Origin of the sequence: Mycobacterium sp. 852014-52144_SCH5372336 (genome assembly GCF_001665615.1) — a bacterium.
Lineage (GTDB): Bacteria > Actinomycetota > Actinomycetes > Mycobacteriales > Mycobacteriaceae > Mycobacterium > Mycobacterium neumannii_A.
This window is the reverse complement of the sequence record NZ_LZSW01000059.1, coordinates 432,973-446,149: the sequence shown is the minus strand read 5'-3', so window position 1 is coordinate 446,149 and position 13,177 is coordinate 432,973. Positions and strand designations below refer to the sequence as shown.

Annotated in this window: 17 protein-coding genes and 1 tRNA gene; 9 read left to right on the top strand and 9 right to left on the bottom strand. The window is 65.1% G+C overall.

The features are described 5' to 3' along the window. The first annotated feature begins 31 nt into the window (after positions 1-31). Positions 32-1,492 (top strand): MFS transporter, encoded by a 1,461-nt coding sequence (locus tag A5759_RS21965; protein ID WP_068201147.1) that lies wholly within the window; start codon positions 32-34, stop codon positions 1,490-1,492. Here the strand turns inward: A5759_RS21965 and A5759_RS21960 are convergent. Together A5759_RS21960 and A5759_RS21955 are read right to left on the bottom strand one after the other, a co-directional pair. Further along, entirely contained in the window at positions 1,470-1,802 is a 333-nt protein-coding gene (locus A5759_RS21960; RefSeq protein WP_064397303.1) for a DUF3817 domain-containing protein, read from the bottom strand. The genes A5759_RS21965 and A5759_RS21960 overlap by 23 nt on opposite strands. Further along, positions 1,799-2,176, bottom strand: coding sequence for a hypothetical protein (locus A5759_RS21955; protein WP_068201145.1), 378 nt, complete (start codon positions 2,174-2,176; stop codon positions 1,799-1,801). Before A5759_RS21955 ends, A5759_RS21960 begins: the two co-directional genes overlap by 4 nt. A gap of 83 nt (positions 2,177-2,259) precedes the next feature. On the opposite strand from A5759_RS21955, the gene A5759_RS21950 reads away from it, so the two are divergent. After that, a tRNA-Leu gene (locus A5759_RS21950) sits at positions 2,260-2,346 on the top strand. A 2-nt stretch (positions 2,347-2,348) separates the two neighbouring features. On the opposite strand, the gene A5759_RS21945 is transcribed toward A5759_RS21950, so the two are convergent. From A5759_RS21945 to A5759_RS21935, 3 genes are all read right to left on the bottom strand, one after another. Further along, on the bottom strand, positions 2,349-2,840 hold the full coding sequence (locus tag A5759_RS21945; RefSeq protein WP_068201143.1) for an SRPBCC family protein: 492 nt from the start codon (positions 2,838-2,840) through the stop codon (positions 2,349-2,351). 35 nt (positions 2,841-2,875) lie between these two features. Further along, entirely contained in the window at positions 2,876-3,094 is a 219-nt protein-coding gene (locus tag A5759_RS21940) for a hypothetical protein (RefSeq protein ID WP_068201275.1), read from the bottom strand. 87 nt (positions 3,095-3,181) lie between these two features. After that, the gene (locus tag A5759_RS21935; protein WP_068201141.1) at positions 3,182-3,496 is read right to left on the bottom strand and encodes a WhiB family transcriptional regulator; all 315 of its coding nucleotides are present in this window, start codon (positions 3,494-3,496) and stop codon (positions 3,182-3,184) included. Positions 3,497-3,620: 124 nt separating this feature from the next. On the opposite strand from A5759_RS21935, the gene A5759_RS21930 reads away from it, so the two are divergent. Further along, a complete protein-coding gene (locus A5759_RS21930) occupies positions 3,621-4,250 on the top strand; it encodes a TetR/AcrR family transcriptional regulator (RefSeq protein ID WP_068201139.1) in 630 nt (209 codons plus the stop codon). 7 nt (positions 4,251-4,257) lie between these two features. Here A5759_RS21930 and A5759_RS21925 read toward each other — a convergent pair whose 3' ends face one another. Beyond that, complete coding sequence (locus A5759_RS21925) at positions 4,258-5,121, bottom strand: helix-turn-helix transcriptional regulator (RefSeq protein ID WP_068201137.1); 864 nt, start codon at positions 5,119-5,121, stop codon at positions 4,258-4,260. A gap of 24 nt (positions 5,122-5,145) precedes the next feature. On the opposite strand from A5759_RS21925, the gene A5759_RS21920 reads away from it, so the two are divergent. Beyond that, complete coding sequence (locus A5759_RS21920) at positions 5,146-6,408, top strand: amidohydrolase family protein (protein ID WP_068201135.1); 1,263 nt, start codon at positions 5,146-5,148, stop codon at positions 6,406-6,408. 33 nt (positions 6,409-6,441) lie between these two features. Here the strand turns inward: A5759_RS21920 and A5759_RS21915 are convergent, their stop codons facing one another. The 3 genes from A5759_RS21915 to A5759_RS21905 are packed head-to-tail and all read right to left on the bottom strand — an operon-like array spanning position 6,442 to position 8,543. Further along, entirely contained in the window at positions 6,442-6,672 is a 231-nt protein-coding gene (locus A5759_RS21915; RefSeq protein WP_068201134.1) for a hypothetical protein, read from the bottom strand. Beyond that, positions 6,669-7,742 (bottom strand): dihydrodipicolinate reductase, encoded by a 1,074-nt coding sequence (locus tag A5759_RS21910; RefSeq protein WP_068201131.1) that lies wholly within the window; start codon positions 7,740-7,742, stop codon positions 6,669-6,671. Before A5759_RS21910 ends, A5759_RS21915 begins: the two co-directional genes overlap by 4 nt. A 12-nt stretch (positions 7,743-7,754) precedes the next feature. Then, positions 7,755-8,543: an SDR family NAD(P)-dependent oxidoreductase gene (locus tag A5759_RS21905; protein ID WP_066843541.1), complete on the bottom strand. Its 789-nt coding sequence runs from the start codon at positions 8,541-8,543 to the stop codon at positions 7,755-7,757. Positions 8,544-8,617: 74 nt separating this feature from the next. Here A5759_RS21905 and A5759_RS21900 point away from each other — a divergent pair, with 74 nt between their 5' ends. From A5759_RS21900 to A5759_RS21880, 5 genes are all read left to right on the top strand, one after another. Next, entirely contained in the window at positions 8,618-9,217 is a 600-nt protein-coding gene (locus A5759_RS21900; RefSeq protein WP_066843542.1) for a TetR family transcriptional regulator, read from the top strand. A 79-nt stretch (positions 9,218-9,296) separates the two neighbouring features. Then, complete coding sequence (locus A5759_RS21895; RefSeq protein ID WP_156616988.1) at positions 9,297-9,977, top strand: hypothetical protein; 681 nt, start codon at positions 9,297-9,299, stop codon at positions 9,975-9,977. Between the two features lie 58 nt (positions 9,978-10,035). Continuing rightward, complete coding sequence (locus A5759_RS21890) at positions 10,036-10,638, top strand: TetR/AcrR family transcriptional regulator (RefSeq protein WP_066843653.1); 603 nt, start codon at positions 10,036-10,038, stop codon at positions 10,636-10,638. Positions 10,639-10,795: 157 nt separating this feature from the next. After that, the gene (locus tag A5759_RS21885) at positions 10,796-12,331 is read left to right on the top strand and encodes a nitric oxide reductase activation protein NorD (protein WP_068201129.1); all 1,536 of its coding nucleotides are present in this window, start codon (positions 10,796-10,798) and stop codon (positions 12,329-12,331) included. Between the two features lie 32 nt (positions 12,332-12,363). Next, complete coding sequence (locus tag A5759_RS21880; protein ID WP_068201127.1) at positions 12,364-13,167, top strand: CbbQ/NirQ/NorQ/GpvN family protein; 804 nt, start codon at positions 12,364-12,366, stop codon at positions 13,165-13,167. The last annotated feature ends 10 nt before the right edge of the window (positions 13,168-13,177 follow it).

The following is a 13,177-nucleotide window of genomic DNA, read 5'->3' as shown; positions in this document are numbered from 1 at the left end:
TATAGCTCAACTAAGCGGTAGCATCCCCGGGGTGCGCCGCCCCTCCGCCCAAGCCGACGTCGGTAGGACGCGGCACCCGGCGATCGTCGTGGCGGTGCTCGCGGCGGCGGGCATCAGCGTGTCGCTGATGCAGACGCTCGTCATCCCGCTCATCCCCGAACTTCCCACACTGCTGGACACCAGCGCGTCCAACGCATCGTGGGTGATCACCGCGACGTTGCTCACCGCGGCCGTGGCGACCCCGATGTTCGGCAGGCTCGGCGACATGTACGGGCCCAAGCCCATCCTGATCATCTGCGCCGTACTGCTCACGGTGGGATCGTTGATCGCGGCGACGACGACATCGCTGGTCCCGGTGATCGTGGGCCGCGGGCTGCAGGGCTTCGGAATGCCGATCATCCCGCTGGGCATCAGCGTGATGCGCGCATCGGTGCCGGCTCATCGGGTCGGCACCGCGATGGGTTTGATGAGCGCATCGCTGGGTGTCGGTGGGGCGCTTGGGCTTCCACTGTCGGCGATCATCGCCGATCGCTTCGACTGGCACGCGTTGTTCTGGTTCGGCGCCGCACTCGGGGTGATGTCGGCGGTGTCGTTCGCGGCGCTGGTACCGCGGCTGCCCTCGGTTTCCGCCGACCGCTTCGACGCGCTGGGCGCGATCGGTCTCGCGGGCGGGCTCGTCACGCTTTTGCTGGGCATCTCCAAGGGCGGTAGCTGGGGCTGGACCAGTGCGATCACCGTGACGATGTTTACCTCGTCGCTGGTGATCTTCGGGTTGTTCGCGCTGTGGCAGTTCAGGACCGTCGCCCCCATCGTCGATCTGCGCACGACGCTGAAACGGCCGGTGCTCACGACGAATCTGGCATCGATCGCGGTTGGCTTCTCGCTGTTCGCGATGTCGTTGATCGCGCCGCAGATCCTCGAGCTGCCCGCCGGCTCGGGTTACGGCCTCGGCCAGTCGCTGTTGCAGACGGGTCTGTGGATGGCGCCCGGCGGACTGGCGATGATGTTGACGTCTCCGGTGGCGGCTCGGATCGCCGATGTGCGCGGTCCACGGTTCACCCTGTTCGTCGGGTCGACGGTGGTGGCCGTCGGCTATCTGTCGGGACTGGTCCTGATGAACAGCGCGTGGCAGCTGTGTGTGTTCAACGTGATGGTCAGCGTCGGCGTCGGTTTCGCGTTCTCGTCGTTACCCGCGTTGATCAACGCGGCAGTCCCGGTCTCGGAAACGGCCGCCGCCAACGGGATCAACGCGCTCGCGCGCTCGCTGGGCACATCGATTTCCAGCGCGGTGATCGGTGCGGTGCTCACGGTGATGACGACGACGGTGGCTGGACACGACGTGCCGTCGTTGGCCGGTTTGCGGGTCGCGCTGTTGATTGCGGCAGGTGCGGCCGTCGTCGCCGCGCTCACCGCGCTGGCCATTCCGAAGGCCGGTGCGGTGAACGAGTCAGCACCCGATCTGGTGCTGACTACAGGCCGTAGCGGTCCTTGATCTCCCTGGTCTGGACCTGCTCGACGATGATGCCGACGAGCGGGATGGTCCCTGCCAGCAGTACGCCGATCGTCTTTCCGATCGGCCAGCGCACCTTGACCGCGAGGTTGGCGGTGAAGAGCAGGTACACGAAATACACCCAGCCGTGGACGACCGCGATCCAGTTCAGGCCCTCGACGTGGTAGACGTACTTCATCACCATCTCGTAGCAGAGCGCGATGAGCCAGATGCCCGTCGTCCAGGCCAGCACCCGGTAGCCCAGAAGTGCCTTGCGGACGTTGTCGGCGGAGGTGATCGGCGGTTCGGTCATGTGGCCGGGTGTTCCTTGTCCTTCTCGGCGAGCTCGGCCAGGTAGGCGTTGTACTCGCGCAGTGCGGGGTCGTCGACGTCATCGTCGGATGGGGTTGTGGCTGAGGGCTTTCGCGGAAGCAGGTCCTCGGGGATCTCGGTGATGTCGCTTCTGGCCGGCTCGGGTGGTGCTTCCTCGTAGCGCACGAACTTGTAGTAGGCGTACACGACGAAGCCGGCGAACAGCGGCCACTGCATCGCGTAGCCGAGATTCTGGAAGCTGCCCGAGGCCGACTCGAAACGGGTCCACTGCCACCACGCCAGCGCAAGGCAGCCGACGGCGCCGACGATCACCAAAGCGATGAGCGCCGGCCTCCTACGTTGCGTAGTGGACACCTTCCAACGGTACCGCGACGTCCTTCGGCCCGACGAACTCATCGAGGCGGGCCGACCGGCGGCGGGTAGCATCGACACGCGTCGCGGGCGTGGCGCAATTGGCTGACGCGCCGGCTTTAGGTGCCGGTGTTCGAGAGAACGTGTGGGTTCGAGTCCCACCGCCCGCACCAGCTCACGTCGTGGCGAAGTACTTCTGTCCGCCGCTCGGTATGCGCCCGAATCCGGCTTTCAGCAGCGGCGCGAGGATCGCGACCGGCAGGCTCATGGCCCTCTTCGGTTCGATGGCGACCACCCAGGTGAAGCTCGTCTGGCCGCCGTCGGCGTCGACGATGTAGTCCTCGGCGAAGCGTTTGAACAGCGGCAGCGTCGACTCGTAGACGTAGAAGGACTTTTGATGGCCCTCATCCCAACCGAAGAAACGCTCGCGCAGGATGGCGCCGCCGGGAGCGGTCACTTCGCGGGTGGTCCCGACTCCGAACGGGCGCGGTGAGGTCCAGGTGACGTTCTTGACCGCAGGGCCCCACGCCGCCAGCGACTCGTCCGACGTCAGCGACTGCCATACCTGCTCCGGCGTCGCGGCGTAGCGCTTCTCGTAGCGGAAGACATGAGGCGCCGAGACCAGAAAGTCAGCGTCGGCGGACAGCAGCGGATACCAGCGGGCCATAAGTGGCCATCATCGCAGGCTTGTACCGGCGCGCGTCAGTCGTCTGCGCTCTGCTTGCCGAAGCAGACCAGGCTGGCGGTGAAGCTGATTGCGGCGACCGCTCCCGCGACGGCGGCCAGCGGTGCGTCGGAGGCGCCCCAGCTCGACAGGCTCACCGCGACCGCGATGATCGCGGTGAAGATGAGAAAGAGGCCTGTCGTGGCGATCGCCTCGGCGGACGGGTCGTCGGCGGGGGCGAGAGCGTGCTCGCGCATCGAGGTCTCCTGGTGGCTCGCGGAATCGGTTGCGCAGAGGTTGCCCACTGGCAACGCCGGTGAAACCCGCGGCTTCGAAGATGCGGCTCAGCCCGCCTTTTGGACGGTGAACCCATTGCGTTCGGCCAGCGACTGCAGTTGCCGCAGTGCGAACTGGCGTGCTCGGCCGGTGTCGGGAATGTAGATGCCGGCCCATACCCCGACCGCGCCGGGCGTCCGGCACGCCTCCTGGGCGCAAAGCCAACGACGGGGGCATGTCCGGCACAACTCCTTGGCGCCCTCGTCGGCCCCGAGGGCCCACCGGTCGGGGTCCTGAATGCAGGCGCCGAGTGCCGTGTTCTGGGGTGTGTTGACCGGAACGGGGTGCGCCGTCCGGCCGTTCGGCCGCGCGTCGACGGGCATCTGCGTTTCCTTTCGGTCGGGGCAAGTTCTCGTCGGTGAGACCGACAATACGCATGTATCGGTTTTTACGGTACACGCGTATTGGCTACTGTGAGGGGGTGGGCACTTTAGGCTTCGGGTTCTGATGACGGCCTTACAGTCAGATGAACAGGTCCCCGGCGCCGGGACGCGTTCGAGCGTCGACCGGATTCGCAACGCTGCCCTCAAGTGCTTTGCAGCGCGTGGCAGTTCTGCTACGTCGTTGCGCGCGGTCGCCGCGGAAGCCGGCGTCTCACTGGGACTGGTACAGCATCACTTCGCAACCAAGGCGAACCTGATCAAGGCGGTTGACGACCACGTGCTCGGTGTGATGGCCGAGGCGTTGACGCAACCGATTCCGCAACCGCCGGCCGACACCATCGCTGACGTCGGTAGCCGGGTGACATCGCTGGTCGCCGGTGAACCCGACGTAGTGGCGTACGTCGGCCGGGCGCTGACCGACGGGAGCTCGCTCGGCGCACAGCTGTTCGACTCGCTGGCGGCCATCGGTGCCGAACGGTGGAGGGTGCGCGCAGAGCAGGGTTTGACGCGACCGGACCTTGACCCGATATGGGGCACGCTGAACCCGCTGGTGCTGGCCCTCGGGGCGTGGGTGCTACGCGCCCATATCGAACGCCATCTCCCCGAACCGCTCGAGACGCCCGAGCAACTGCAACGGTGGCAGAACGCGACTGATTCGCTACTGCGTGACGGGCAGATGCGCCACGATTCGTGACGCTTCGTTACAGCGAGGTACTGCCGATCCGCTTTCGGTAGCTCGTCGGCGTCTCCCCGCAGAACTGGGCGAACGCCCGCGTGAAGGAGCTGAGGCTGTCGAAGCCGACCGCCGACGAGGTCTCCTGCACCGACTGACCGGGTGCGGCCAGCAACGCCATGGCTTTCAGCATGCGGGCGTGCAGAAGGTATGTGCGCCACGACAACCCGACCGAATCCTGAAACAGCCGCCGCAGCGTGCGCTCCGAAACCGAAACCGCCCTGCTCACCTCTTCGGCGGTCACACCGTCGAGATGCTCCTTGGTGTAGGCCATGGCGGCGGCGACGATCGGATGCTCGGACGTGGGCAGGCTCAACGGCGCCTCGTGGTCGAGCGCCTCGGCCACGAGATTGGCCAACGTGCGGAAGAACGCCTCGGAGACCTCCTCGTCCTCGGCGGGCCCCGGCCGCCGGTCGATCGGCCAACGCAACGCGTAGATCATCATCTCGCGGATCAGCGGGGACACCGCGAGGATGCGCGCGCGGTCGCCCGCGTGCGCGATCAACTGTGGATCGAACATCACCGCGACGGTCCGGACGTCTGGATTCATGGTCGCCTGATGTTCGAGACCCACCGGAATCCAGGCGGCCTGCTGGGGCGGCAGCAGGTAGTGCGCTGAGTCGGTCTCCACCTCGACGACCCCGCCGAGCGCGTACTCGATCTGGTGCACATCGTGTGAGTGCCAACCGGTGATCAGCGCATCGCCCTCGTACAAGTAGCTGCCCCCCAGCGCTCGCCCACCGCGCCGAAGGTCGATGATGCGCCGCTTCGCGCCGACCGCCAGGTTGGCCGGTTGGGCAAAACCTCTGTCCGATAGCGCAGAGACGGTCACAGGGCTAGACGGTACTACTGGGGTATGAACGTTGACGACTTGATCCTGGTGAGCATCGACGACCACGTTGTGGAACCGCCCGACATGTTCCTTCGGCACGTGCCGGCCAAGTACAAGGACGAGGCGCCGATCGTGGTCACCGACGACAAGGGTGTCGACCAGTGGATGTATCAAGGTCGGCCCCAGGGCGTCAGCGGTCTGAACGCCGTGGTGTCCTGGCCGGCCGAGGAGTGGGGACGCGATCCCGCTGGCTTCGCCGAGATGCGGCCCGGTGTGTACGACGTGCACGAGCGCGTGCGCGACATGAACCGCAACGGCATCCTCGCGTCGATGTGCTTCCCGACGTTCACCGGCTTCTCAGCGCGCCATCTCAACATGCACCGCGAAGAGACCACGCTGGTGATGGTCTCGGCCTACAACGACTGGCACATCGACGAGTGGGCGGGTTCGTATCCGGACCGGTTCATCCCGATCGCGATCATGCCGACGTGGAGTCCGGAGGCCATGTGCGACGAGATTCGCCGTGTCGCGGCCAAGGGCTGCCGTGCGGTGACAATGCCGGAACTGCCGCACCTCGAGGGTCTTCCGAGCTATCACGACGAGGAGTACTGGGGTCCGGTGTTCCGCACGCTCTCCGAAGAGAACGTGGTGATGTGCCTGCACATCGGGACCGGCTTCGGTGCGATCAGCATGGCGCCCAACGCCCCGATCGACAACCTGATCATCCTGGCCACCCAGGTGTCGGCGATGTGCGCGCAGGACCTGCTCTGGGGGCCGGCGATGCGCAACTACCCGGACCTGAAATTCGCCTTCTCCGAAGGCGGTATCGGCTGGATACCGTTCTACTTGGACCGCTCTGATCGGCACTACACGAACCAGAAGTGGTTGCGGCGCGACTTCGGCGACAAGCTGCCGTCCGACGTGTTCCGCGAGCACTCGCTGGCCTGCTACGTGACCGACAAGACGTCACTGAAGCTGCGTCACGAGATCGGCATCGACATCATCGCGTGGGAATGCGACTACCCGCATTCCGACTGCTTCTGGCCCGACGCGCCCGAGCAGGTGCTCGCCGAACTCAACGGGGCAGGCGCATCGGACTCCGATATCAACAAGATCACGTGGGAGAACTCCTGCCGGTTCTTCAGCTGGGATCCGTTCAAGCTCACACCGAAGGAGCAGGCGACCGCGGGTGCGTTGCGCGCCAAGGCAATCGATGTCGACGTGTCGATCCGGCCGCGCAAGGAGTGGGCTCGGCTCTACGAGCAGAAACAACTCGCCAAGGCGTGAGACCGGGCGTGCACGCACACCGCTGGCGTTTGGTCAGCGGCGTGCGTCACCGTCACGCGGCGGGTCGCCCAACCGCAGCCTCAGCACCGAGGCGATTATCGACGCCGCCCCGATGCCGACGAAAAGTACGCTCAGTATGAGAAATATCAGGCCACCGTGCGCGAAGAACGCGTATCCGCGCAGCACACCGAGCACGAGGGCAAATATCCCGCCGAGGATCAGCCACCGCGCCTGACGGACAGTGGGCGGTACGAGGCTGTTCACCAGATCAGGCCGCGGACCATCTCGGCCGGCGGGATCTCCTCCATCGAGATCAGACCCGCGGGGGCCCGGCACACCCAGTCGATGACGTTGACGACGCGAGCAGCGGTGGAAACGCAACCCGCTTCGGTGACGTCGAGCACCGGGTGCGACAGCAGCGTGTTGACCTCCACGCGCGGCTCACCCTCGATGATCACCTTGTGCACGCCGCTGTGTCCTTCAGGCGGGTACTCCCAGTCGGGTGCGGCCGCGGGGGTGAGTCGCGTGGTGTGTTCCACGGTGATGAGGGGCGCACCGTTGCGGAAACCTTCGGCGGCGAAGCGCACACCTGCCAGCCCACCGGGTTCGACGGTCATCATCTTGCACTCGATGCGCTGATCGGTGTACCAGGGCTCGAAACGCTCGGTGACGTCATCGAGTTCGAGGCGGAGATGATCGGCGATGTTGCGCACCAGCCCGCCGAACATCGTGGTGACGACGCCCGGCAGGAAGGCCATCGCCGGCTCGTCGCCCGGTTTGCTACCGAATCCCATTGCGGTGCCGGTGTACTCGTAATCGTCGTAGTTCCCGTAGTCGAAGACTTCCTGGACGGTGACCGACTCCGCACGGGTGACCAGGCTCAATGCTGACAGGACCGCGGTGTCACCCGAGTACCCCGGGTCGATTCCGTTGACGTACAGCGAGGAATTACCTTCAGTGCAAGCCTGTTCCAACGGCGTGCGCAGCCAGTCGTCGATCTGGTGCGGTGTCACCAGCCACACCATCGACGTGCCGACGACGTTGATTCCGGCGGCCAGGAAGCGCGACATCTGCTCGATCGCTTCCATCGGCCGGGTCTCGCCCAGCGCGGTGTAAACCACGCAATCCGGCTTCAGGGCGATCAGCGCGTCGATGTCGTCGGTGGCGATGACCCCGGTCGGTTCGGGCAGGCCGCACAGTTCGGCGGCGTCGCGCCCCACCTTCTCGGGGTTGGCGGCGTGCACCCCGACTAGTTCCAGGTCGGGTCGCCCGATGATGGCTTTCAGCGAATGCTGTCCAACATTACCGGTTGAAAACTGGACCACTCTTCGCATTTCAAGCCTCGATCAGTAGTCGGGTATGGGCAGCGGCAGATTGTTCGAGTCTATTCCGCCGTCGACGTGGAAGATGGCGTTGGTCGCATAGCAGTCCTTGGTCGAGAGGTAGACGCAGAGGCGACCGAGATCCTCGACGTCGCCGAGCCGATGCAGCGGAGTGAGCGAGAGCATCGTGTCCAGTGCCCCTGGCATCATATCGAGGCCGCTTTGCAGTCCCTCGGTTGCGAATGAGCCGAGTGCGATGGCATTGACGCGGATCTTCGGTGCCAACTCCTGGGCCATCGCCCGGGTGAGCGCTTCGAGCCCACCCTTCGCGACGCAGTACGCGGTAAGCGCGCGGATGCCGAAACGTGCTGATCCCGAGGAGATGTTGACAATGTTGCCATGTCCGGCCTCGATCATGTGACGGGCGGCGAGTTGACTCATGATGAACGCTGACGTGACACACCAGTCGAAGGTGTGCCGGAAGTCCTCGTCGGTGATATCGAGAAACGAGCCGAACGTCGAACCACCCACATTGTTGATGAGGATGTCGATGCGCCCGAACTCATTCATCGCCGTGTTCACCACACGTTCGCCGTCTGGACGGTTGATCGCGTCGGCCACCAGGGCGAGTCCTTTACCGCCGCTTTCCTCGATGCCTTTGATCGTCGCGACGATGTCGGATTCGGTGCGTGCGGTGCCGACCACTGTCGCACCCGCTTCGGCCAGCACCCTGGCGATACCTTGGCCCACGCCCTTGCCGGCTCCGGTGACGATCGCCACCTGCCCATCGAGATTGAACTGCTCCAACGCCATTGAGCCTCCTCCGTCAAACTGACCGCAGTCAATCACAAATGTGAAGCCAACGAAAGTATTGATATCGTCGACGTATGGCAGTGGTAGACAAGCCATCGGCGCGCGAGGCCAAGCGACTACAGACGCGAGAGCGACTGATGGGCGCGGCCATCGCCGAGTTCAAGCGGGCGGGAATGGCCGATGCCGACGTGGGAGCGATCGTCGCTGCTGCCGGAGTTGCCCACGGCACCTTCTTCTTCCACTTTCCGACCAAACAACATGTGCTGCTCGAGTTGGAGCGCCGCGAGGAAGAACGCATCGCCAAACAACTCGGCCGGTACGCGGATTCCAAACGCACCCTGCCCGCGATTCTCAAAGAGGCCGTCCGGTTAGTACTCGGGCTGGAACGTCGTCTCGGTGCTGAGTTGTTCAAAGACTTCATCGCACTGCACTTCTCGCAGAGCCGACCGGCCGACGAGAGCCAGGAACACCCTGTCATCGTCAGGGTGGCCCGCGAGATTGAACGCGCCCAAAAGGCCGGCCGAGTGGCCCCCGACGTCAATCCGATGAACAGTGCGGTGTTCTTCCTGCTGGGCCTGTACGCACTGCTGACCACCACGACCCAGTGGCCGACCCAGAGCGCGATGCTCGACGACTACATCGCCAGGACATTGCGCGGTATCGAGGTGCGCTGACTGGTTGACTTGAGTCAGCCCCACTGACAAGCTCATGGGCACTTACCGGTTTCAGGAGGTGCCTGTGAATTCGCCCGCAATGACCGCAACCGCAAGCGGGCTGGACGAGCATGCGGAGGCCTCGCGGCTGGCGCAGCGCCAGGCCGACAAGTGGCTCATCTCGGGCAGTGTGCTCATCGGCACCGCAGCGCTGGGAATCTTCGGGCTGCCCCTGTTCCTGCGCGGAGTGTGGCTGCTGCGCAGGGCGCACCGAAACGGGCTGTCGGTGCGGCCGATGTTGGTGACGCTGCTGGGATACTGCGTGATCGTCGACGCCGCGATCAACGTGTTCGGCTGGGCCCTGGACCTGGTAGCCCACCACACGATCCTGGCCCGAGTGTTGTTGAACGGCTGGGGGGCGATGTTCGACGCCGGATATTTCTGGCACTACAACGAACTGTGGATCGGCGGTGCGGCCGGACCGGGGGAGAAGGCGCTCGAAGTCGGCCTGATCCTCACGGTGTTCTGTATGCGCATTGCCGCCGGCATCGGCTTCTTGCAGATGAAGCGCTGGGGCCACCAGTGGATGATCATCACCTGCTGGATGGGCGTGGTGATCTGGTGCGTGTACGTGTTCAACATGACGATGTATGCCGACGTCCGCTACGCCGGGGTGATCCTGCCGGTCGTGGGTTGGTGGATCTACGACATCTTCTACATCACCCCGTTCCTGGCGATTCCGTACCTGCATTCGGTGAACAGGGAAATCTTCACCGACTAAGGCTCGGCTGACTGAACTCATTGACTTCAGTCAGTGCATGGGATACAAAGAGCGAACCATGACATCACAGGTGAAGGTGTCGGCGCGTCAAGCTCAACGGCTGCAGACGCGCGAACGCATCCTCGGCGCGGCGGTCACGGAGTTCACGAAGTCCGGAATGGCCGGCGCCGACGTCAACATGATTGCCGCGGCGGCCGGTGTCGCGCACGGCACGTTCTTCTTCCACTTCCCCAGCAAGGAGCACGTGCTCCTGGAGTTGGAGAGCCGCCAGGAGGCGCGCATCGCCGCGGAGTTCGCGGAGTTCCTCGAACACCGCCACGATCTGGTGACCACGTTGACCGCAGTGGTCGACCTGGTGACCGATCTGGAACACCGCTTCGGCCCAGTGCTCTTCAACGAACTGCTGGCGCTGCACTTCTCGCCGACGAGGCCGCACAAAGACGATTGGACCGACCATCCGGTGATCGTCCTGCTGGTGCGCGAACTGGAACGCGCCCGCGGCGACGGCGAAGTCCATCCGGAGGTCGACGCCTTCTACAGCGCGACCTTCTTCCTGCTCGGCATCTACGGCGTGCTGACCACCACCGACAACCCGAAGACCCGAGAGATCATGCTGGCCAAGTTGGTCTCGACCGCCATGCGCGGCTTGGAAGTGCGATGACGGGTTCGTACAGGCAACGACACAACAACCGAGGAGTTCGACGTGTGGGCTTGGATATGGGAGATCTTGCGTTACGTAGGTGCGTGGGGCGGCGCCGCGCTGGTCATCTGGTTCTGGTATTGGATGTTCTCCAGCCTCGGCACGTTCTAGGGCAGCGATGACTGATCTGTCCGACGCTCACGCACTGGCGGTCGAACGCAGTTGCGCCGTCACCGCTGTCGCACTGAGCGGCCAACGCCGCGAGGGGGTGCGCCTGGTGACCGGTGAGCATCGCCAATTCAGCTTGAACCCGGGACTGGATCACGTGCTGGTGCCGTACCCGTCTTTGGCCCGCGACTGGACCCGCAGAACGCTGACATGCGGTGTGGCGCTTCAGTGTTCACCGTCCAAGGAGCGTCTCGCCCACTACCGGCTCAACGAACTCACCGCGCGCGAGCTTCGTGCGCTCACGCTGGTCGAAGCCGGCGTCGCATTGGGCTGGGTCGCGGCCAACTGGCCCGGGCTGGTGGTCGAAGCGCGGCGATTGCTGCCCGATCTCGAAATGCTGCCCGACGATATGACGGCCGACGCGATGCTCGAACACGCGATCTCGTTGTCGCGCAACGGTCAGCCGGTCGGCGACGTCCCGGGTGTGGTGGGCAGGCTGCCGCTGGCGTACACGGTGCCGCAGGGCCTGTCGGACAAACTGCGGCGCAGCTTCGGCCGGATGCCGTGGACCACGACGCAAAAGCGGCTGCCGCGTCCGTACTCCGTCCCCGTCGGCGGCGACGGGGGGGTCCGCAACCCCAACCTGCCGCCGCCCAGCCGCCCCCAGGACAACGACCTCGATCTCACCCCGGATCACCGGCCCGGCATTCCCTACCCGGAATGGAACGAATGGACAAAGAGTTTCATGCGCGACCACGTTGCGGTGCTCGAACGCGCTCAGGCCAGCCGCAACCGCCAACCCGGAACGGTGTCGGCCGATCTGCGCAAGTGGTTCAGCGAACACACCCACCGCTCAATGAAGAACCGTCTCGAAGACGGTTCCGACCTGGATGTCGAGCAGTATGTGAGCCACTACATCGACCTGACCACCGGAGAGGCCGTCGAACCGCGCATCTTCCGCGAACTGCTGCCCAGCAGCCGCGACGTCACCACCGCGCTGCTGTTGGACGGCAGTTCGTCGCTGGGCGTGCACGGCGGCCGGATCTTCAAACTCGAATTGGCCTGCGCCGACGCACTGTCGCGCGCGATGACGCTCGCCCGAGAACGACATGGCATCTTCGTGTTCACCGGCAACACCCGGCACCGGGTCGAGGTCAACTGCCTCAAGGACTTCGAGGATCGGCGCTTCGTCCCGCCCAGCCGCCTCGGCCTGTCGACCGGTGGCTACACCAGGCTCGGTGCACCGCTGCGGCACTTGACAAGCCGCCTGCTGGCGCAGCCCTCCGAACGTCGCCTGCTGATCGTCATCGGGGACGGCCTGATCTCCGACGAGGGTTACGAGGGCCGTTACGCGTGGGCCGACGCCGCCCACGCTGTCGAGGAGGCCAACGACGCGGGCGTCTCGATGTATTACGTCGGTGTCGGACCCACCCGGGTCGACCCGCTGCCCGAGGTCTTCGGACCTCGCCGCTCCCAACGCATCCGGCGCGTCGAAGACCTGCCGCGGGTGCTCGCCCACGTCCACCGCGAACTTGTCGCCGCCTGAGCGCACAACCAACCGAAGGAGCTCGAGCACCGATGACCACCGACACCTACTACTCGAACAGCAACGAGGTCCAGTTGTTCGAGCAGGCTTACCACCAGCGCCTGCCCGTCATGCTCACCGGGCCGACGGGTTGTGGTAAGACGCGGTTGGTCGAGCACATGGGGGCGCTGCTGCGCCGCCCGGTCGTCACGATCAGCTGCCACGACGACCTCACCAGTTCGGATCTCGTCGGCCGGTTCATGGTCACCGGAGGTGATGTGGTGTGGACCGACGGACCGCTGACCCGGGCGGTCAAGGCCGGTGCGATCTGCTATCTCGACGAGGTCGTCGAGGCGCGCCACGACTCACTTGCCGTGCTGCACTCGTTGACCGACCACCGGCGCACGCTCTACCTGGACCGGGCCGACGAAGTCGTCCAGGCGCCGGAGACCTTCATGCTGGTGTGCTCGTACAACCCCGCCTACCGAAGCTCGCTCAAGGAACTCAAGCCGTCGTTTCGGCAGCGGTTCGTCACGCTGCCGATGAGATATCTCCCGCCTGACCGTGAGGCCGAGGTGATCGTCGCCGAAACGGGCATACCGCTGCCGGCGGCGAGCCGGCTCGTCGCATGCGCCACTGCGATCCGCACCGCCGACGAAGCGTTTCACTTCGAGCCGCCGTCTACTCGCGTGCTGGTCACCGCCGCGCACCTGATCGCCGCGGGCGCAACCGAATTGGATGCCGCCGAAGCCTGCATTCTCGCACCGCTGTCCAGCGACGGTGCGGTCACCGAAGGCCTGCGTGAAGTGGCCGTGGCCAGCCTGGCCGCCGCCAACAACTCGAGCAACCCGAACTGAGAAGGGAGTT

Excerpts from the sequence above, each read along its gene's own strand:
- A5759_RS21880 (WP_068201127.1), top strand. The coding sequence starts at position 12,364 with ATGACCACCGACACCTACTACTCGAACAGCAACGAGGTCCAGTTGTTC.
- A5759_RS21895 (WP_156616988.1), top strand. The coding sequence starts at position 9,297 with ATGACCGCAACCGCAAGCGGGCTGGACGAGCATGCGGAGGCCTCGCGG.
- A5759_RS21905 (WP_066843541.1), bottom strand. The coding sequence starts at position 8,543 with ATGGCGTTGGAGCAGTTCAATCTCGATGGGCAGGTGGCGATCGTCACC.
- A5759_RS21940 (WP_068201275.1), bottom strand. The coding sequence starts at position 3,094 with ATGCGCGAGCACGCTCTCGCCCCCGCCGACGACCCGTCCGCCGAGGCG.
- A5759_RS21920 (WP_068201135.1), top strand. The coding sequence starts at position 5,146 with ATGAACGTTGACGACTTGATCCTGGTGAGCATCGACGACCACGTTGTG.
- A5759_RS21900 (WP_066843542.1), top strand. The coding sequence starts at position 8,618 with ATGGCAGTGGTAGACAAGCCATCGGCGCGCGAGGCCAAGCGACTACAG.
- A5759_RS21930 (WP_068201139.1), top strand. The coding sequence starts at position 3,621 with ATGACGGCCTTACAGTCAGATGAACAGGTCCCCGGCGCCGGGACGCGT.
- A5759_RS21960 (WP_064397303.1), bottom strand. The coding sequence starts at position 1,802 with ATGACCGAACCGCCGATCACCTCCGCCGACAACGTCCGCAAGGCACTT.
- A5759_RS21910 (WP_068201131.1), bottom strand. The coding sequence starts at position 7,742 with ATGCGAAGAGTGGTCCAGTTTTCAACCGGTAATGTTGGACAGCATTCG.
- A5759_RS21890 (WP_066843653.1), top strand. The coding sequence starts at position 10,036 with ATGACATCACAGGTGAAGGTGTCGGCGCGTCAAGCTCAACGGCTGCAG.
- A5759_RS21885 (WP_068201129.1), top strand. The coding sequence starts at position 10,796 with ATGACTGATCTGTCCGACGCTCACGCACTGGCGGTCGAACGCAGTTGC.
- A5759_RS21945 (WP_068201143.1), bottom strand. The coding sequence starts at position 2,840 with ATGGCCCGCTGGTATCCGCTGCTGTCCGCCGACGCTGACTTTCTGGTC.
- A5759_RS21935 (WP_068201141.1), bottom strand. The coding sequence starts at position 3,496 with ATGCCCGTCGACGCGCGGCCGAACGGCCGGACGGCGCACCCCGTTCCG.